The 17937-nt window shown below is 69.7% G+C and carries 18 protein-coding genes; 11 read left to right on the forward strand and 7 right to left on the reverse strand.

The annotated features are described in order from the left end of the window. Positions 1-2: 2 nt before the first annotated feature. Positions 3-428 (reverse strand): HIT domain-containing protein, encoded by a 426-nt coding sequence (locus tag AC3WRN_RS04410; protein WP_492622058.1) that lies wholly within the window; start codon positions 426-428, stop codon positions 3-5. Next, positions 425-1096 (reverse strand): dienelactone hydrolase family protein, encoded by a 672-nt coding sequence (locus tag AC3WRN_RS04415; protein WP_492622059.1) that lies wholly within the window; start codon positions 1094-1096, stop codon positions 425-427. The genes AC3WRN_RS04410 and AC3WRN_RS04415 overlap by 4 nt, the downstream gene beginning before the upstream one ends. A 105-nt stretch (positions 1097-1201) precedes the next feature. Between AC3WRN_RS04415 and rimO the strand changes: the two genes are divergently transcribed. Both rimO and AC3WRN_RS04425 read left to right on the forward strand, forming a co-directional pair. After that, a complete protein-coding gene (rimO, locus tag AC3WRN_RS04420; protein ID WP_492622060.1) occupies positions 1202-2539 on the forward strand; it encodes a 30S ribosomal protein S12 methylthiotransferase RimO in 1338 nt (445 codons plus the stop codon). A gap of 94 nt (positions 2540-2633) precedes the next feature. Next, positions 2634-3440: a DUF3025 domain-containing protein gene (locus tag AC3WRN_RS04425; protein WP_492622061.1), complete on the forward strand. Its 807-nt coding sequence runs from the start codon at positions 2634-2636 to the stop codon at positions 3438-3440. Positions 3441-3488: 48 nt separating this feature from the next. On the opposite strand, the gene greB is transcribed toward AC3WRN_RS04425, so the two are convergent. Genes greB through AC3WRN_RS04440 form a run of 3 tightly spaced genes read right to left on the reverse strand, consistent with a single transcriptional unit; the run spans position 3489 to position 6750 of the window. Further along, positions 3489-3995, reverse strand: a complete 507-nt coding sequence (gene greB, locus AC3WRN_RS04430) for a transcription elongation factor GreB (RefSeq protein ID WP_068090586.1) — start codon at positions 3993-3995, stop codon at positions 3489-3491. Continuing rightward, positions 3992-5242, reverse strand: a complete 1251-nt coding sequence (locus tag AC3WRN_RS04435; RefSeq protein ID WP_492622062.1) for a hypothetical protein — start codon at positions 5240-5242, stop codon at positions 3992-3994. Before AC3WRN_RS04435 ends, greB begins: the two co-directional genes overlap by 4 nt. Before the next feature lie 11 nt (positions 5243-5253). Beyond that, positions 5254-6750: a helicase HerA-like domain-containing protein gene (locus AC3WRN_RS04440; protein WP_492622063.1), complete on the reverse strand. Its 1497-nt coding sequence runs from the start codon at positions 6748-6750 to the stop codon at positions 5254-5256. A 144-nt stretch (positions 6751-6894) separates the two neighbouring features. Between AC3WRN_RS04440 and AC3WRN_RS04445 the strand changes: the two genes are divergently transcribed. Further along, a complete protein-coding gene (locus AC3WRN_RS04445) occupies positions 6895-8352 on the forward strand; it encodes a transglycosylase SLT domain-containing protein (protein ID WP_492622064.1) in 1458 nt (485 codons plus the stop codon). Between the two features lie 26 nt (positions 8353-8378). Here AC3WRN_RS04445 and AC3WRN_RS04450 read toward each other — a convergent pair whose 3' ends face one another. After that, a complete protein-coding gene (locus AC3WRN_RS04450) occupies positions 8379-8819 on the reverse strand; it encodes a hypothetical protein (protein WP_492622065.1) in 441 nt (146 codons plus the stop codon). Between the two features lie 144 nt (positions 8820-8963). Beyond that, on the reverse strand, positions 8964-9803 hold the full coding sequence (asd, locus tag AC3WRN_RS04455) for an archaetidylserine decarboxylase (protein ID WP_492622066.1): 840 nt from the start codon (positions 9801-9803) through the stop codon (positions 8964-8966). Positions 9804-9843: 40 nt separating this feature from the next. On the opposite strand from asd, the gene prmB reads away from it, so the two are divergent. The 8 genes from prmB (at position 9844) to AC3WRN_RS04495 (ending at position 17894) form a co-directional block, all read left to right on the forward strand. Then, positions 9844-10803: a 50S ribosomal protein L3 N(5)-glutamine methyltransferase gene (gene prmB, locus AC3WRN_RS04460; protein WP_492622067.1), complete on the forward strand. Its 960-nt coding sequence runs from the start codon at positions 9844-9846 to the stop codon at positions 10801-10803. A 3-nt stretch (positions 10804-10806) separates the two neighbouring features. Then, positions 10807-11343: a GNAT family N-acetyltransferase gene (locus AC3WRN_RS04465; RefSeq protein WP_492622068.1), complete on the forward strand. Its 537-nt coding sequence runs from the start codon at positions 10807-10809 to the stop codon at positions 11341-11343. Between the two features lie 128 nt (positions 11344-11471). Then, a complete protein-coding gene (gene aroC, locus AC3WRN_RS04470; protein WP_492622069.1) occupies positions 11472-12560 on the forward strand; it encodes a chorismate synthase in 1089 nt (362 codons plus the stop codon). Between the two features lie 16 nt (positions 12561-12576). Further along, positions 12577-12975: a hypothetical protein gene (locus AC3WRN_RS04475; RefSeq protein ID WP_492622070.1), complete on the forward strand. Its 399-nt coding sequence runs from the start codon at positions 12577-12579 to the stop codon at positions 12973-12975. Then, positions 12972-13988, forward strand: coding sequence for a 2-hydroxyacid dehydrogenase (locus AC3WRN_RS04480; protein ID WP_492622261.1), 1017 nt, complete (start codon positions 12972-12974; stop codon positions 13986-13988). Before AC3WRN_RS04475 ends, AC3WRN_RS04480 begins: the two co-directional genes overlap by 4 nt. A 16-nt stretch (positions 13989-14004) precedes the next feature. After that, entirely contained in the window at positions 14005-15036 is a 1032-nt protein-coding gene (locus tag AC3WRN_RS04485; protein WP_492622071.1) for an aspartate-semialdehyde dehydrogenase, read from the forward strand. A gap of 29 nt (positions 15037-15065) precedes the next feature. Then, entirely contained in the window at positions 15066-15335 is a 270-nt protein-coding gene (locus AC3WRN_RS04490) for a hypothetical protein (RefSeq protein ID WP_492622072.1), read from the forward strand. Positions 15336-15506: 171 nt separating this feature from the next. Continuing rightward, positions 15507-17894 (forward strand): motility hub landmark protein FimV, encoded by a 2388-nt coding sequence (locus tag AC3WRN_RS04495; protein WP_492622073.1) that lies wholly within the window; start codon positions 15507-15509, stop codon positions 17892-17894. Positions 17895-17937 lie beyond the last annotated feature (43 nt).

Raw genomic sequence — 17937 nt, forward strand, 5'->3', positions numbered from 1 at the left:
CGTTATCCCGTCGGGCCAGCCAGGAGTCGGCGCAGCGCGTCCAGCCGCGCGGCCAGCGCCGTTTCGGCATACGGCTGCGCGCGGCCGTTGCCCCAGACCGGGCCGGGCCACGCCGCGTCGCCTTCGCGACGCGCCACCACGTGCACGTGCAGCTGGCGCACGATGTTGCCCAGCGCACCGAGGTTGAGCTTGTCGCAGGGCGCCACGGCGCGCAGCGCCGCGCTGGCGCGGTTCACTTCCTGCCACAGCGTGGCCTGCTCGCCGGTGTCCAGGTCGGCGACCTCGACCAGGCCGGCGCGGCGCGGCACCAGGATCAGCCACGGGTAGCGCGCGTCGTCCATCAGCAACACGTCGCACAGCGGCAACGCAGCCACCGGGCGGGCATCCGCCGCCAGCCGCGGGTCGAGGGCGAAGCCGGGCCCGTTCATGCGTCGCCGGCCAGGTGCCGGTCGAAGAACGCCAGCGTGCGCTGCAGCGCCAGCTTCGCGCTGGCCTCGTGGTAGGGGGCGCTGCCGTCGCGGTTGAAGGCGTGGTCGGCCGGGTAGGTGAAGACTTCCATCTGCGGCAGCGCCTCGCGATGCTTCGCCACCGTTTCCGGCGGAATGCTGTGGTCCTTCTCGCCGAAGTGGAACATCACCGGCGCCTGCGGCGTCTCGTGCAGGAACGGCAGGTTGCGCGCGCCGTAGTAGCTTACCGAAGGCAGCCCAAGGCGCAGTGCGGAAAGCAGGGCCACGGTGCCGCCCCAGCAGTAGCCGACGGTGCCGATCCTGCCGGCCGACGCGATCGACTCGGCGGCGCTGGCGACGTCCTCGAGGGCGCGCTCCAGTCCCAGTTCCGCGACCAGCTGCTTGCCCTTGTTGGCGCCGACCTGGTCGTAGCCCAGCTCCACGCCGCTCTCCAGGTGGTCGAAGAACGCCGGCGCGATCGCGGCATAGCCGTGTTCGGCGAAGCGGTCGGTCACGCGGCGGATGTGCGCGGTGACGCCGAAGATCTCCTGGATCACCACGATGCCGCCCTTCGGCTTGCCCTGCGGCTGGGCGAGGTAGCCGCCGATGCACTGGGTGCGGCTGGTGGGGATGTTGATGTGCTGGCCCATGGGCGGCTCCGGAGAGGGGATCGCGTGAAGTCTAGCCGCGCCGGTGGCCGGGCCGCACTGCCGTATAATTGCCGGCTGTTCCGCACGTTTCCGGTGGCGCCACGCATGTCCCAGACCGCACACAAGATCGGCTTCGTCAGCCTCGGCTGCCCCAAGGCGCTGGTCGATTCCGAGCGCATCCTCACCCAGCTCAAGGTCGAGGGCTACGAGATCGTGCCCAGCTACAACGCCGCCGACGCGGTGGTGGTGAATACCTGCGGCTTCATCGATGCCGCGGTGCAGGAATCGCTGGACTCGATCGGCACCGCGTTGCACGAGAACGGCAAGGTGATCGTCACCGGCTGCCTGGGCAAGCGCGAGGCGCTGATCCGCGAGGCGTACCCGGACGTGCTGTCGGTCAGCGGCCCGCAGGACTACGCCAGCGTGATGAGCGCGGTGCACGCGGCGCTGCCGCCCCGGCGCAACAAGTTCATCGACATCGTGCCGGACACGGGCGTGAAGCTCACCCCGAAGCATTACGCCTACCTGAAGATTTCCGAAGGCTGCAACCACCGCTGCAGCTTCTGCATCATCCCGTCGATGCGCGGCAACCTGGTATCGCGCCCGGTCGACGAGGTGCTGGTCGAGGCCGAGAAGCTGGTCAAGGGCGGCGTCAAGGAGTTGCTGGTGATCTCGCAGGACACCAGCGCCTACGGCGTCGACCTGAAGTACGCCGAGCGCGAGTGGCGCGGCAAGGCGTACCGCACGCGCATGACCGAGCTGTGCGAAGGCCTGTCGGAACTCGGCGCGTGGACGCGGCTGCACTACGTCTACCCGTACCCGCACGTGGACGAGGTGATGCCGCTGATGGCGGCAGGCAAAATCCTGCCGTACCTCGACATCCCGTTCCAGCACGCCAGCCCGCGCATCCTGAAGCTGATGAAGCGGCCGGGCAACATCGACAAGACGCTGGAGCGCATCCGCAACTGGCGCGCCCAGGTGCCCGATCTCACCATCCGCAGCACCTTCATCGTGGGCTTCCCCGGCGAGACCGAGGCCGAGTTCGAGGAGTTGCTCGACTTCCTGCGCGAGGCCGAACTCGACCGCGTCGGCGCGTTCGCCTATTCGCCGGTGGACGGCGCGAAGGCGAACGAGCTGCCCGGCGCGATCTCCGAGGAGCTGAAGGAGGATCGCCTCGAGCAGTTCATGGCGGTGCAGGCGGAGATCTCCGCCGCGAAGCTGCAGCGCAAGATCGGCCGCACGATCCGGGTGCTGGTGGACGAGGCGAATGCCGCCGGCGCGGTGGCGCGCTCGGCCGCCGACGCGCCGGAGATCGACGGCACGGTGCTGGTCGCCGACGGCCAGTCGCTGAAGCCCGGCCAGTTCGTCGATGTGATGGTCGAGGGCGCCAGCGAGCATGACCTGCACGCCCGCCTCGCGCATCCCGCGCTCAAGATCATTTGAAAGGGCGGCCAGCGATGGCCGCTTCCGGCGTTGATGCGAAGCGCGGAATGAACGTCATGGCAATCAGCGGGCTGCCGCGCTCATGGATGAGCGCATGAACAGGGCGCGCTTCGTGGCGCCGGCCCGCGGCACGGTCGATCCGGCGGTGTTCGGGCGGATGCCGCTGTCGGCGTGGCGCGAATACGCCGACCTGCTCGACGGCGCGGCGTGGCCGTCCATCGACGCGCTCAACCGCCGCGTCCCCGCCGGCATGGCGCAGCGCTTCGTGGCGCAGACGCCGGCGCTGCTCGCCGACGGCCTGCACTACGAGCAGCGCATCGCCGAGCGTGGCGGGATCGCCACCCGCGAAGGCAACTGGCACGACCTGCTGAATGCCTTGGTGTGGCTGCGCCATCCGGCGATCAAGCGTGCGCTCAACGCACGCCAGATGGCCGAGGTGGCCCGCATGGGGCCGAAGCTGCGCTCGCGCGCGCAGTACGCGATGACCCACTTCGACGAGGCCGGCGTGATCGTCGCCGTGCGCGATCCCGCGCTGCTGGCGCTGTGGGACGCGCACGACTGGCACGGCATGTTCTGGCGCCGGCGCCAGGCCTGGCTGGACGGTTCGATCCGGCTGGCCGTGTTCGGCCACGCCCTGCTGGAGCATGCGTTGAGCCCGGACAAGCTGCTGGTGGCCAAGGCGCTGGTGTTCCGCTGCGATGATGCGGCCGAATCCTTGCCGGCCCGTTGCGCCGAGGCTATCGCCGCCGGCCGGCTGCTGCACGATCCGCAGGAACTGCGCCCGCTGCCGTTGTCGGGAATCCCGGGCTGGCATCCCGGGAATGCCGACGAGGCCTTCCATCGCAGCGCGGCCTGCTACCAGCCGCGGCGGGCCGGGCGGGCGTATCCGCCGGTCGTCTGAACCGGCTCCGCGCAGGGCATGCCTGCCGAAACCCGTTCCGACGCCGCGTCAGTCCCGTTCGTAATCGACCGCCAGCACGGCGAATGCGGTCGTTCCGCCGGGCAGCTCGGCGGCGAACTCGTCGTCCACGTGCTTCTTCAGCACCGCCCGCGCCAGCGGCGAGTCGATGCTGATCCAGCCGCGTTTCGCGTCGGTCTCGTCCGGGCCGACGATGCGGTAGCGGTGGAGCTCGCCGGTGGCGACGTTCTCCAGCTCGATGCAGGCGCCGAAGAACACCGCGCCGCGGTCGCCCGGCGCGCCTTCGGCCACCTTGAGCGCGGGGATCCGCTTGCTGAGGTAGCGCGCGCGGCGGTCGATCTCGCCCAACTGCTTCTTGCGGTAGGTGTACTCGGCGTTTTCCGAGCGGTCGCCCTCGGCCGCGGCGGCGGCCAGCGCCTTCACCACCTCCGGGCGCAGCACGTGCCACAGGTGGTCGAGTTCGGCCTTGAGCCGCTCGAAGCCCTCGCGCGTGATGATCGCGGTGGAACCGGCCGAGGGCGGGCGCCAGCGGCTCATGCGGGGCTGGCCAGGCGCTGCCGCTGCGCGTCGATCTCGGCGCGCAGCGGGTGGTCGGGCCAGGCGCCGGCGAGCTGGTCCAGCAGGACCGTCGCCTCGGCGCGCTGGTCGGCGTGGTCGGCCAGCAGGCGCGCGGCCAGCAGGCCGTAGTGCGGTGCCTGCGGGTCGCGCGGCCAGTGCGCGAGGTAGCCGCGGCACAGGTGGATCGCGATGCGGCCCATGCCCAGTCGCGCGGCGAGTTCGGCCAGCCCGCCGCAGGTCTGCGGGTCGTCCGGCACGAACCCGGCGTCGATGCCGCAGCATTCCTGCAGCACGCCGAGCGCACGGCGCGATTCGCCTCGGGCGGTCAGTGCGGCGATCCAGATCTGGCCGTGCACCAGCAGGTCGTCGCGCAGGCCCTGCCGGTGCAGCAGCTCGCGGTAGAGCTGGTGCACCGGGAGCGGCGCGTCGCGTTCCCGCAGCCGGGCGGCGAGGAGCCGCAAGGCGGCCAGCGGATCGTCGACGGCGAGCTGGCGTGCCTCGTCGACCAGCCGGCTGTCGGCATCCTGGCCCGAAGCCCTGGCCAGCTCCGGGGCCTCGGGAACCAGGCCGAAGCGTTCGTGGCGCTGGTGGATCATCGCGCCCATCAGGTGGAAGGCGAGCACGATCAGGTAGGTGTAGGCGAACGCGAACAGCGGCAGGGCCAGCAGCCGCGGCAGCAGCGCCGAGGTGACCGAGGCCAGCACGATCAGCAGGCCGAGCAGCAGGTTGATCGCCACCGGGATCAGGTAGGCGGCGCCGAAGCCGCCGATGACGCGCGCCCAGTTCAGCGGGTTGAGCGACAGCGCGAGGTTGCCGTCGAACGCCAGCGACATGTCGATCGCCGGCAGCGCCAGGGCGGCCACCAGCAGTACCGGCCACAGCGCGCGCGGGAAGAACACGATCGCCAGCACGCACAGCGCGACCACCAGCAGGTGGATCGCGGTGAGCCCCCAGCCGCTGGCGCTGTTGCCGTCGCTGCCGACGTCCGGCGGATCGGCGTAGCCGTTGGCGGTGTGCAGCAGGCAGTCGGCGGCGTAGCGCCAGGTTGCGGCCCATACCAGGGCACTGGCCAGCGCGCCGGTCCAGGAAGGCAGCAGGCCGACATAGTGCACCAGCGCCAGTACCACGCAGGTGGCCAGCCCGGCGCCGCGCAGCGGGTAGCCGAAGCCGGCCTGCAGGCGCTGCGCGAATGGCGTGTCGGCGGCGACGACCTCGATGCGGGACATGGCGCGGGCCCTCAGCGCTTGCCGCCGAAGATCCCGCCCAGCACGCCGCGCAGGATCTGCCGGCCGATCTGGCTGCCCATCGTGCGCACCACCTGCTTGCCCATCGTCTCGACCATGCCCTGGCGACGCGTGGTACCGAACAGCACGTCGTGCACGGCGCCGCCCCAGCCCGTTTCGCCGGTCTTGCCCGGTTGGACCGGCGGATCGCCCGCGGTGGCGGCCGCCTTGTCGTCGGCGCGCCTGGCCAGGATCTCGGCGGCCGATTCGCGATTGACCGGATGGTCGTACTTGCCGCCCACCGGCGAGCGCTGGCGGATGGTGGCGCGTTCGGCGTCGGTGATCGCGCCGATGCGGCAGCACGGCGCGGTCACCAGCACCTGTTCCACCGGCGTGGGCACGCCGCCGCCGGCCAGGGTGGAGGCCAGCGCCTCGCCGACGGCCAGCCTGGTGATCGCCGCGGTGACGTCGAGCTTCGGGTTGGCCACGAAGGTTTCCGCCGCCGCCTTGACCGCCTTCTGGTCGCGCGGGGTGAACGCGCGCAGCGCGTGCTGGATGCGGTTGCCGAGCTGGCCCAGGATCACGCCCGGCACGTCGTCGGGATTCTGCGAGCAGAAGTACACGCCCACGCCCTTGGAGCGGATCAGCCGCACTACCTGCTCGACCCGCTGCTGCAGCGCCGGCGAGGCGTCGTCGAACAGCAGGTGCGCCTCGTCGAAGAAGAACACCAGCTTCGGCTGGTCGAGGTCGCCCACTTCGGGCAGCTGCTCGAACAGCTCGGACAGCAGCCACAGCAGGAAGGTGGAATACAGCCGCGGCTTCAGGATCAGCTGGTCGGCGGCCAGCACGTTGATGATGCCGCGCCCGCTCATGTCCTGGCGCATCAGGTCGGCCAGCTCCAGCGCTGGTTCGCCGAAGAACGGGTCGGCGCCGTCGTTTTCCAGCTTCAGCAGCGCGCGCTGGATCGCCGCGATGCTGGTCGTGCCGATCAGGCCGTACCGGGTCGAGAGCGCCTTGGCGTTGTCGGCGGCGTAGCCGAGCAGGGCGCGCAGGTCGGCCAGGTCGAGCAGCAGCCAGCCCTGGTCGTCGGCGGCCTTGAACACCACTTCCAGCACGCCCTCCTGGGTATCGTTCAACTCCAGCACGCGGCCGAGCAGGGTGGGGCCCATCTCGCTGACGGTGGCGCGCACCGGGTGGCCGAGCTTGCCGTAGATGTCCCAGAAGATCACCGGGTTGGCCTGTGCCTTCCAGTCGGTGAGCTTGAGCTTGTCCAGGCGCGCCTTGAGCTTGTCACCCGGTGCGCCGGCGGCCATCGACAGGCCGGCCAGGTCGCCCTTGGCGTCGGCCAGGAAGCACGGCACGCCCAGCCGCGAGAAGCCTTCGGCCAGCACCATCAGCGAAACGGATTTGCCGGTGCCGGTGGCGCCGGCGATCATGCCGTGGCGGTTGCCGTAGCGCGGGTCGAGGTTGACGCTGGTGCTGTCGTTGCGGCCGATCAGGATCTCGGTCATGGCGTTCCATCCGTTGCGGGTCGGGCGATTGTAGCCAGGGCGCAGGAATTTTCGCGGCGCATTGAGTCCGGGCGGTGCGCCCGCTATGGTGGGCGTTTTCCGCGGGTGAAGTGCGTGATGTCGTTGCGTCTGCCGGTTCGATCCATGCGTGTGCTGTCCCTGGCTGCGGCGGGGATGCTGCTCGGCGCCTGCGCCAGTACCGGCGACGCCAGGCACCCGGCCCAGGTCGATGCGCTCTACGGCCAGCTCGACCAGGCGAGCAAGGGCTACGAGACCGCCTTGCAGCAATCGCGCACGGGCGACCGGCAGGCATCGCAGCAGACCCTGGTCCGTTCGCTCGACAGCCTGAAGGCAGCCGCGGCACGCTGCGGCAATACGGCCGGCTGTGATCCGCAGCGGTTCTTCTCGGCGTTCGACCACCTGCTGCGCCTGAAGGACGGCGATTTCGACGACGCGCCGGACCTTGGCGGCGACGTCGAGCCGTCGCAGGCGGCGCTGGCCGCCGGCAAGGCCGGCCCGGGCAGCCTGCCGCAGGCGCAGCGCAGCGTGACCCTGCTGCACGGGCAGAAGCTGTCCCAGCTGATCGCGATGAACGGACCGGTGAAGGCGGCGCTGGAGATGTGGCTGACCCAGTGGCGCCCGCAGCTGATGGACGCCTGGGTCAACTACCAGTACCTGCGCTACCAGATGTGGCCGCAGTACGAGAAGGCGGACCTGCCCGAGGCGCTGCTGTTCGGCATCCTGGCCAAGGAATCCGGCGGCAAGGTCAACGCAGTGTCGCGCTCCGGCGCGGCCGGGCCGTTGCAGTTCATGTACGCCACCGGCATGCGCTTCGGCCTGGGCAACGACAATGGCTTCGATACGCGCTTCGACCCGGCCGCCTCGGCGCGGGCGAATGCCGAGTACATCAACGAGCAGTTGCGGATCTTCAACGACAACCTCGAGCTCGCCCTGGGCGCCTACAACGGCGGCGAGGGCCGCATGCGCCGCTCGGTCGGCGACAACACCGCGACGAGCTTCTACGACCCGCGCATCTACGACCAGCTGTCGCAGGAAACCCGCGACTACGTGCCGGCCGTGCTGGCCGCGGCCTGGCTGTTCCAGCATCCGGACAGCTACAACCTGCGCTTCCCCAGGGTCGACGGGGCGCCCGGCTCAGTCACCCTGAAGCGGCCGGCTTCGCTGACCGAACTGACCGTGTGCCTGGGGTCGGCCGGCGGCATGAGCGACGGCTGGTTCCGCACGTTGCGCAACCTCAACCCGCGGCTGGATCCGCAGATGAGCCAGCCGGCGGGCGCCACGCTGCAACTGCCGAAACTGCTGGAAAAGGCCTACGCATCGCGCTGCGTCGATGGCCCGTGGCCGATCCTCGCCGATGACCTGCATCGTGCCGTGGTGCCGGTGGTGCCGGCGCCATCGGTGGCACCGGCGGCGAAGGTGGCCAGGGAAACCCGCCACTACAAGGTGCGTCACGGCGACACGCTGATCAGCATCGTGCGCAAGCTGCATTGTTCGAGCGTGCAGGAGGTGACCGAGATGAACGACCTCAGGCACCACCGTCTCGGCGTCGGCCAGACGCTGAAGCTGCCGGTCTGCCGCTGAGCGGACGGCCGGGCATTCGGCGGGCGTCAGGCGACGGCGGTCTGCTGCATCCAGCTGCGGTTGGCGGTGTTCTTGCCGCCGTGCGCTTCCTTCAGCTCGCGCAGCAACTGCATCAGCTGGCGGTGTTGCGGCTGCAGGCTGGGGTACGGGGAATTCTTGGTCTCGTGGTAGGCCACGGCCAACCACAGCGCGATGCCGCGCAGCGCCACTTCCGGGTTGCTCGAGCGGGCGCGGTCGTAACCCGCCTCGGTGCCCTGGCCCCAGGGGAAATAGCGTGCTTCCGGCGCGGTGCCGTACAGGTGCGGGAAATCGCTGCGCGAAGCCTGCCCGATCTCGCGCAGGGTGAGTTCGCCCAGGCGCTCGCGGGTGCGCCGGGGCAGGGCGCGCACGTTGCGCTCGATGTCGCGGAACTGGCGGCCGAGCTGGCGCGCGCGCAGCATCACAAGGAACGGCGTGAATAGTTGCATGGGACCCCCTCGGCGCTGGAATTCGGCGGCGCGCAAGACGCGCCGCGAAGCCCAGAGCCTAGCGAAGCGATCGGCGAAATAGCGCCTAGGGCGTCACAAAATGACCCGCTGCGTCAGTCTTCCGGGCGTGCAGGGCGTGACTGCTCAACCGCGGCCAAGCCGCTGGCCCACCCGCACGGCCTGCTGCGGCTGCAGGGCGTCCAGCCCGGCCGCGCCCTCGGGCAGCAGCAGGATCACGGTGGAACCCATGTTGAAGCGCGCCATCTCGGCGAAGCGTTCCAGCGTGATGTGCTGGCCGGCGAACGACTTGTGCCGGATCGACGGCGCGTACGGCGGGATCACCAGGCCGTCCCACACGGTGGCCACTGAGGAAACCAGGACCGCGCCCACCATCACCACCGCGAACGGGCCGTGCTCGCCCTCGAAGTGGCAGACCAGCCGCTCGTTGCGCGCGAACAGCCGCGGGATCGCCTCGACCGCGAACGGCGCCACGCTGAAGATGCGCCCGGGCACGTGCACGGTTTCCTTCAGCGTGCCTTTCAGCGGCATATGCACGCGGTGGTAGTCGCGCGGCGACAGGTAGACGGTGACGAAACGCCCGTCGCGGTACGGCGCGGCGGCGGCCTCGTCGCCGCCGAGCAGTTCGGCGGCGGTGTATTCCTGTCCTTTCGCCTGGAAGATGCGCCCGTCGACGATCGTGCCCGCCTGGCTGATGCGGCCGTCGGCCGGCGAGAGCAGGGTGGCTGGGTCGGCGTCGGCCTGGCGCACGCCGGCTTTGAGCTTGCGCGTGAAGAACGCATTGAAATGCTGGTAGGCCAGCGGATCGGGCTGCGCCGCCTCGGCCATGTCCACGTCGTAGTTGCGCACGACAGTGGCGATCAGCCAGTTCTTCCACGGCGCGAAGGTCCAGCGCGTGGCCCAGTAGACCACCCGCGACAGGGCGCGGTGCGGCAGGATGTACTGCAGGAATACGTTGAAAGTCATCCGCCCAGTATACGGGGTGAGTCGCCCCGCAGGCCTTATAATGCCCGGCCCATTGCCGCACCTCTGGATCGCCGTGACCACCGAGCTCGCCACCATCATCGACTTCATCCGATACGGCGCCAGCCGCTTCTCGGCGGCCGGGCTCACCTTCGGCCACAGCCACGACAACCCGATCGACGAGGCCACCCACCTGGTGCTGGCCAGCCTGCACCTGCCGCCGGACATCCCACCGGCGTACGGCGCCGGCCGGCTCACCGCGGCCGAGCGTGAGAACGTGCTGGCGCTGATCGAGCGTCGGGTCAGCGAGCGCCTGCCGGTGGCCTACCTGGTCGGCGAAACCTGGTTCGCCGGGCTGAAGTTCAAGAGCGACCGCCGCGCGCTGGTGCCGCGCTCGCCGATCGCCGAGCTGATCGAGTCGGGCTTCGCGCCCTGGCTGGACGAGCGCCACGTCGAGCGCGCGCTGGACCTGTGCACCGGCTCGGGCTGCATCGGCATCGCGATGGCCGAGTACAACCCCGAATGGCACGTGGACATCGTCGACGTCAGCGACGAGGCACTGTCGCTGGCGCGCGAGAACATCGCCTTCCAGCACGTCGAGGGCCGCGTCGAGGCGATTCGCTCCGACCTGTTCGCGGGCGTGGCCGGGCGCAAGTACGACCTGATCGTCTCCAATCCGCCCTACGTCACCGAGGACGAGTACGCCGCGCTGCCCGGCGAGTACGCGCACGAGCCGAAGCTGGGCCTCACCTCCGGCGCCGACGGCCTGGACCTGTGCCTGCGCATGCTGGACGAGGCGGCCGGCCATCTCACCGGCGACGGCCTGCTGATCGTCGAGGTGGGCGAGAGCGAGCACGCGCTGGCCGCGCTGCTGCCGGAAGTGCCGTTCGTGTGGATCGAGTTCAAGGTCGGCCCGATGGGCGTGTTCGCGCTGGAGCGGCGCGACCTGGTGGAGCACGCGGCGGCGATCCGCGCAGCGGCTGCCGCGCGTCGCCCGGGCTGAGCGATGGAGCTGGCTACGGCGCGATTGCAGCTCGACGCATTGCGCCAGGCCGACGCCAAGGCGCTGTTCGCCTATCGCGCCGATCCTGCGGTGGCCCGCTACCAGGGCTGGTGTCCGGCCGATGTCGCCGCGGCGCGCGAGTTCATCGCCGGGCAGGCGCGGGAGCCCGCGCATGGCTGGTTCCAGCGCGCGATCCGCCTGCGCGACGACGGCCGGCTGGTCGGCGACCTCGGCGTGAACCTGCCGGAGGATGCGGAAGGCTCGGTGGAGTTCGGCATCAGCATCGCACCGGCCGAGCAGGGCCGCGGCTACGCCGGCGAGGCGGTGCGTGCGCTGTTCGAGCAGGTGTTCGGCGCGTGGGGCCGGCACCGTGTCCAGGCCTCGGCCGACCCGCGCAACCTGGCCTGCGTGGCGCTGCTGCGCGCGCTGGGCATGCGCCAGGAGGCCCACCACCGCGAGAGCCTGTGGTTGCGCGGCGAATGGGTCGACGACGTGATCTTCGCCCTGTTGGCCCGCGAGTGGCCGGCGCCTCCACCGTAGGAGCCCGCTGGCGGGCGATGCTTTTGTTCTGAATCTCCACCGGGCATCAAGACACGAGCATCGCCCGCCAGCGGGCTCCTACCGGAGGTCACTGCCGGTATGCTTCGATCTTTAGTCCCGGATGTCCCATGTCCAGCAATTCCTTCGGCAAACTGTTCACCGTCACCACCTTCGGCGAAAGCCACGGGCCGGCGATCGGCTGCGTGATCGACGGCTGCCCGCCGGGGCTGGCGCTAGGCGCGGAGGAATTCCGCGGCGACCTCGACCGCCGCGCCACCGGCCGCAGCCGCTACACCTCGCAGCGGCACGAGGCGGACGAAGTGGAGATCCTCTCCGGCGTCTACCAGGGCAGGACCACCGGCACGCCGATCGCGCTGCTGATCCGCAATACCGACCAGCGCAGCAAGGACTACGGCGACATCGTGTCGACCTTCCGTCCCGGCCACGCCGACTACACCTATTGGCAGAAGTACGGCATCCGCGACCCGCGCGGCGGCGGGCGCTCCTCGGCGCGCGAGACCACCATGCGCGTGGCCGCTGCGGTGGTCGCCAAGAAGTGGCTGGCCGAGCATCACGGCGTGCGCGTGCGCGGCTACCTGGCGCAGATCGGCGGCGTCGTGCCGGATGCGTTCGACTGGGGCGCGGTGGAGCAGAACCCGTTCTTCTGGCCCGACGCGGCCCAGGTGCCGGCGCTGGAGGACTACATCAACGCGCTGCGCAAGTCCGGCGATTCGGTCGGTGCGCGCGTCAACGTGGTCGCCGACGGCGTGCCGCCGGGCTGGGGCGAGCCGATCTACGGCAAGCTCGACGGCGACCTGGCCAGCGCGCTGATGTCGATCAACGCGGTCAAGGGCGTGGAGATCGGCGATGGTTTTGCCGCGGTCGCCCAGCATGGCAGCGAGCATCGCGATGAGATGCATCCGGACGGCTTTGCGTCCAATCATGCCGGCGGCATTCTCGGCGGCATCAGCAGCGGCCAGCCGGTGACGGCCTCGATGGTGCTCAAGCCCACCTCGAGCATCCTGATCCCGGGCCACAGCGTGAACCTGGCCGGCGAGCCGACCGAGGTGGTAACCAAGGGCCGCCACGACCCCTGCGTCGGCATCCGCGCCACTCCGATTGCCGAGGCGATGATGGCGCTGGTGCTGATCGATCACGCGTTGCGCCATCGTGCGCAGTGCGGCGATGTGGGCGCGGTCGAGCCGCGGATTCCATGAAATAGTGGAGAAGGTCATGCCGACACTGTCGAATTCACTCCATGCCGATTCATCGCTGCGGGAAATCCTCAGTGATGCGATTCGTTATTGGGAGCCACGACGCATTGCCTACAACGTGGCGCTTGCGCTGGTGGTCGCAGGCTGGGTCGTGGCGACCTGGCCGCATTTCCGCGGTGCCTGGGAATTCGAGGATCTGCTGGCGTTGCTGGTGCTGGCGGTGCTTGCCAACGTCTGTTACTGCGCGGCGTATCTTGCCGACATTCCGATGCAGTATTCGGCGTTTCAAGCCGCATGGCGGCGCTGGCGATGGGCGTTGTGGCTGGTCGGAACATTGTTCGCGATGGCGCTGGCGTATTTCTGGATCGCCGACGAGATCTATCCCGCGCCGGACCACGGAGTGACCTTCCGGACATGACCGACAAGCCAAGGGTATGGGTTTCGCGTCCCACCTTTCCCGACATCGTCGCCCGCCTCGACGAGCACTTCGAGGTGGTCAGCGAGCCGGAAGAGATCACTTTTTCGCCCGCCGAACTGGCGGCGAAACTGGCGGATCAGGATGCTGTCATCGTCGGCCTCAAGGAGCGCATTGGTGCGCCGGAAATCGCCGGTGCGAAACGCTTGCGTCTCGTCGCGAACCTGAGCGTGGGTTACGACAACCTCGACTTGGCGGCATTGACCGCTGCTGGCATCGCCGCTTCGAACACCGCCGACGTACTCAACGAAAGCGTGGCCGATTACACCTGGGCGCTGTTGCTGGGCGCGGCGCGCCGGGTCGGCGCGGCCGAGCGCTGGGTGCGTGCGGGCGAATGGAAGGCCACGAAATTCACGCAGTGGCTGGGCATGGATGTGCGCGGCCGCACGCTCGGCATTCTCGGCATGGGCCGCATCGGCCAGGCGATCGCCCGACGGGCGCAGGGATTCGGCATGCAGGTCATCTACCACAACCGCTCGGCGCTGCCGGCGGCAGTCGAGCGCGAATGCAATGCCCGCTATGTCGACAAGCCACAGCTGCTGCGCGAATCGGATTTCCTGGTGCTGGTGCTGCCGCTGACGCCGCAGAACCGGCACGCGATCGGTGCGCCGGAGCTGGCGCAGATGAAGCCAACCGCCGTGCTGGTGAACGTCGCCCGCGGCGGCATCGTCGATGATGCCGCCCTGGCCGACGTGCTGGCCCGCGGCGGCCTGGCCGCGGCTGCGCTGGATGTGTTCGAGGGCGAGCCGGGCGTACATCCGGCGCTGCTGGCCTTGGACAATGTGCTGCTCAGTCCGCATATAGCCAGCGCCAGTCATGATGCGCGGCGCGCCATGACGGCGCTGGCGGTCGACAACGTGCTGGCATTCTTCGGCCATGGCCCGCATGCCGGGCGGCCGCCGACGATCCTCAACTCCACGGTGCTGGCTGCGGCCAACCCGATCACCCACCCCTGAGCAAAGAACCACATCCATGAGCAAGAAGAGCAGTTACAAGGTCGCCATGGTCGGCGCCACCGGCGCGGTCGGCGAGACCCTGCTGGCGATCCTCGCCGAGCGCGAGTTCCCGGTCAGCGAGCTGGTGCCGCTGGCCAGCGAGCGTTCCGCCGGCAGCAAGGTCAGCTTCGCCGGCAAGGACATCACCGTGCAGTTGCTGGACACCTACGATTTCGCCGGCGTCGACATCGCCTTCTTCTCGGCCGGCGGCTCGGTCAGCCGCGTGCACGCGCCGCGGGCGGCCGCAGCCGGCGCGGTGGTGATCGACAACACCTCCGAGTTCCGCTACCAGGACGACATCCCGCTGGTGATCAGCGAGGTGAACCCCCATGCGATCGCGCAGTACACCACGCGCGGCATCATCGCGAACCCGAACTGCTCGACCATGCAGATGCTGGTGGCGCTGGCGCCGATCCACCGCGCGGTGCAGATCGAGCGGATCAACGTGGCCACTTACCAGTCGGTATCCGGCGCCGGCCGCACCGGCATGGAAGAGCTGGGCAAGCAGACCGCGGCGCTGCTGAACTTCCAAAGCGTGGAACCGGGCAAGAAATTCCCCGCGCAGATCGCGTTCAATGTGATTCCGCAGATCGACGACTTCCAGCCGAACGGCTACACCAAGGAAGAGATGAAGCTGGTGTGGGAGACCCGCAAGATCCTGGAGGACGAGTCGATCCAGGTGAATCCGACCGCCGTGCGCGTGCCGGTGTTCTATGGCCATTCCGAGGCAGTGCACATCGAGACCAGCGACAAGATCACCGCCGAGCAGGCCCGCGAGCTGCTGCGCCAGGCACCGGGCGTGGTGCTGGTGGACGAGCGCAAGCCGGGCGGCTACCCGACCCCGGTGGGCGAGGCAGCCGGCAACGACCCGGTGTACGTGGGGCGCATCCGCGAGGACATCTCGCACGAGCGCGGGCTGGACATGTGGATCGTCTCGGACAACATCCGCAAGGGCGCGGCGCTGAACGCGGTGCAGATCGCCGAATTGCTGATCGAGGACTATCTCTGAAGATGCGTGTGGCGCGATTCGCAATTGCCATGGGGTTCGTTTTCACGTCGGCGGCCTGGGCCGGCGGTCAGGCGGTACCGCCGTCCGGTTCGGCCGGCGCCGCGTCGCCGCGCGCGGCCGACAGCAAGCGGCTGACCCGGAGCCAGTCCGAAGTGGAGCGCCTCAAGCGGGATCTCCGCAAGCAGGAATCGGACAACCGGCAAGCCGGCGAGCGGCTGCAGCAGCAGGACCAGAAGATCGCCGAACTGCGCAGGCAACTGCAGGAACTGCAGGCCGGCCAGGCCGCCGGGCAGCGCTGAAGGCGGCATCCGGGTGAGAACGCACCCTAGCAATGCACTGCAAGTATTCGCCGCAGCTATTGTTGATTGGCCTACATGTAACTTAAAGTGGCACCTCATTTGCTGCCGCCACCACCGTGGCGGCGACGCCGGATTGAGAGCTGCGCCAAGGATTTGTTCGGGGGAACACGCATGAACCGTTCGTTGAAATTGTCGATGCTGATGGCCCTGGCACTGGGGAGTAGCCAGGTCATGGCATTGGATCTTGGTCAGATCCAGGTCAAGTCGGCGTTGGGCCAGCCGCTGCTGGCGGAGATTCCGCTGCATCCCGCCAATCCGGCGGAGCTGCAGAACCTCACGGTTCAGCTGGCCTCCAGCGAGGAATTCGCACGCGCCGGCGTCGCCGGCGGGCGCACCTCGATCCCGCTGAGCTTCAGCGTGACCCATACCAGCGGCGGTTCCCCGGTCATCCGCATCACCAGCAGCGCGCCGGTGGACGATCCCTTCCTCGACCTGCTGATCGAGGTGAACGGCAAGGCTGGCAAGAGCGTGCGCGAATACGCCGTCTTGCTCGATCCGCCGAACGCCCCGGCGGCAACGGCTGCCGCCGTACCCGCACCGGTGCCGCCCGCGGCAAGTCGTCCGGCGGCAGCCAAGGCGCCCGGCAAAGCCACGGCGCCGGCGGCGCCGGTCGCCGCCGCACCAGCCAAACCCGTGTCCAGGCCCAAGCCGGCGCCCGCGGCGCCCGCCCCGGCGGCATCGGCCGCCGGCAATGGCCAGGTCGGTCCGGTCGAGCGCGGCCAGACGCTGTCCGGCATCGCGCGCAACGTGACCCCGGCCGGCGTCGACGTGCAGCAGATGATGCTGGCGCTGCAGCAGGCCAACCCGAACGCGTTCTACCGCAGCAACATCAATGCGCTGAAGAGCGGCGTGGTGCTGCGCGTACCGACCTCGGCCGAGGCGCAGGCCATGACGATCGCCGCCGCCGCCGCCGAGGTGCGCCGGCAGAACGGCGACTGGCGCGCCGGCACGCCGGGCAAGCCGGCGGTCGTGGCCAATGCCGCCACCCGCGCATCCGATACCGGCGCCCCCGCCGGCACGCCCGACACCGGTGACCGGCTGACCCTGGTGCCCGCCAAGGCCGGCAGCGGTGCCGGCACGCAGGGTGGCGGTGCGGCCGGCAATGGCCTGCACCAGGAGCTGCTGCGCACCAAGGAGAGCCTGGCCAGCCTGCAGCAGCAGAGCGCCGAGCTGAAGGCGCGCCTGAAGGACCTGGGGGACATCAACAGCAAGAACGAGCGCCTGCTGTCGCTGAAGGACAGCGAGATTGCCGAACTGCAGGCCAAGCTGGCCGCCGCGCGCAAGTCCGCAGGCACGCCGGCCGCCGCGGTCCCCGCGCCGGCCGTCGCTGCGGCGAAGACCGCCGCACCGCCATCGGCTGCCACGCTGGAAACCGCTATCGCCACCGCCGGCACGGCGACCGGTACGCACACCGCCGTGGTGCCGGCCGCTGCCGCTTCGGCGCCACACGCCACATCGCCGGCCACGACGTCATCCGTGGTGACCACGCCGCTTGCCACGCCGGCGCCGGCCAAGCCGGTGGAGAAGCCGGCTGCCCGGCAGCAGCCCCATGCGCCGGTTGTCGAGGAGCCGTGGTACATGCAGGCCTGGGCGCAGGCTGCCGGCGCCGCTGCGGTGCTGCTGCTGGCCCTGCTGGCCCTGCTGGGACGCCGCCGGCGCAAGCCGGCCGAAGCAGCTGCCACGTCGAAATCCGCGGCGTCGCTGGCCGATCGCTTCGGCTCGGCGCCGGGCGGCGATGCGGAGTACCTCCCGGGTGACGACGTCGACCAGGAGGAGTTGCTGGACCAGCTGGCCGAGCATCCGGACGACATCGGCCTGCACCTGGAACTGGTCACCCTGTATTACTCGCGCCGCGACGTCGAGCACTTCGAGGCGGCTGCCGAGGCGATGTACGCCCACATCACCGACCCGCAGCAGGATGAGTGGCAGGACGTGCTGCACATGGGCGAGGACCTGGTGCCGGGCCATCCGCTGTTCGATCACCACGCCGCGCCGCCCGCCCACAAGGATGCGCATGCCATCGGCGAATTCGACATCGACGACTACGCCCACGAAGGCGACGCGTCCACGGTGGCGTCGTCGATGCCGCCGCTGCCGCCGGGCGGCCCGAAGAAGGTCAGCGAGTACAACTTCAACTTCGACCTGACCCGGGCGGCGACCGAAACGCCGGCACGACCCGGTGCAGACGATGCCACGATGGTGGCCCCGCTGGCCAGGGAGCCGGCACCGGCACCGGCACCCGCGCCTGCATCGGCGCCGGCCGCAAAGGCCTCGAGCTGGCATTTCGACGACGCGGACGATGCGCACCTGGCCAATGTGCCGGGCCACGATCTGAGCGAGTTCAGCGACGACCCGGTGGATACCAAGCTGGACCTGGCCCGCGCCTACATCGACATGGGCGATGCCGAAGGCGCGCGCGCCATGCTGGACGAGGTGGTCAAGGAAGGCAGCCAGATGCAGAGGGACGTCGCCAAGCGCCTGCTCGACGGCATGCACTGAGCCGACGGGGCCATCAGTCCCGCGCATCGGGCCGGCTCATGCC

Source organism: Rhodanobacter sp. FW101-FHT13A11 (assembly GCF_058790335.1).

Excerpts from the sequence above, each read along its gene's own strand:
- AC3WRN_RS04410 (WP_492622058.1), bottom strand. The coding sequence starts at position 428 with ATGAACGGGCCCGGCTTCGCCCTCGACCCGCGGCTGGCGGCGGATGCC.
- AC3WRN_RS04415 (WP_492622059.1), bottom strand. The coding sequence starts at position 1,096 with ATGGGCCAGCACATCAACATCCCCACCAGCCGCACCCAGTGCATCGGC.
- rimO (WP_492622060.1), top strand. The coding sequence starts at position 1,202 with ATGTCCCAGACCGCACACAAGATCGGCTTCGTCAGCCTCGGCTGCCCC.
- AC3WRN_RS04425 (WP_492622061.1), top strand. The coding sequence starts at position 2,634 with ATGAACAGGGCGCGCTTCGTGGCGCCGGCCCGCGGCACGGTCGATCCG.
- greB (WP_068090586.1), bottom strand. The coding sequence starts at position 3,995 with ATGAGCCGCTGGCGCCCGCCCTCGGCCGGTTCCACCGCGATCATCACG.
- AC3WRN_RS04435 (WP_492622062.1), bottom strand. The coding sequence starts at position 5,242 with ATGTCCCGCATCGAGGTCGTCGCCGCCGACACGCCATTCGCGCAGCGC.
- AC3WRN_RS04440 (WP_492622063.1), bottom strand. The coding sequence starts at position 6,750 with ATGACCGAGATCCTGATCGGCCGCAACGACAGCACCAGCGTCAACCTC.
- AC3WRN_RS04445 (WP_492622064.1), top strand. The coding sequence starts at position 6,895 with ATGCGTGTGCTGTCCCTGGCTGCGGCGGGGATGCTGCTCGGCGCCTGC.
- AC3WRN_RS04450 (WP_492622065.1), bottom strand. The coding sequence starts at position 8,819 with ATGCAACTATTCACGCCGTTCCTTGTGATGCTGCGCGCGCGCCAGCTC.
- asd (WP_492622066.1), bottom strand. The coding sequence starts at position 9,803 with ATGACTTTCAACGTATTCCTGCAGTACATCCTGCCGCACCGCGCCCTG.
- prmB (WP_492622067.1), top strand. The coding sequence starts at position 9,844 with ATGCCCGGCCCATTGCCGCACCTCTGGATCGCCGTGACCACCGAGCTC.
- AC3WRN_RS04465 (WP_492622068.1), top strand. The coding sequence starts at position 10,807 with ATGGAGCTGGCTACGGCGCGATTGCAGCTCGACGCATTGCGCCAGGCC.
- aroC (WP_492622069.1), top strand. The coding sequence starts at position 11,472 with ATGTCCAGCAATTCCTTCGGCAAACTGTTCACCGTCACCACCTTCGGC.
- AC3WRN_RS04475 (WP_492622070.1), top strand. The coding sequence starts at position 12,577 with ATGCCGACACTGTCGAATTCACTCCATGCCGATTCATCGCTGCGGGAA.
- AC3WRN_RS04480 (WP_492622261.1), top strand. The coding sequence starts at position 12,972 with ATGACCGACAAGCCAAGGGTATGGGTTTCGCGTCCCACCTTTCCCGAC.
- AC3WRN_RS04485 (WP_492622071.1), top strand. The coding sequence starts at position 14,005 with ATGAGCAAGAAGAGCAGTTACAAGGTCGCCATGGTCGGCGCCACCGGC.
- AC3WRN_RS04490 (WP_492622072.1), top strand. The coding sequence starts at position 15,066 with ATGGGGTTCGTTTTCACGTCGGCGGCCTGGGCCGGCGGTCAGGCGGTA.
- AC3WRN_RS04495 (WP_492622073.1), top strand. The coding sequence starts at position 15,507 with ATGAACCGTTCGTTGAAATTGTCGATGCTGATGGCCCTGGCACTGGGG.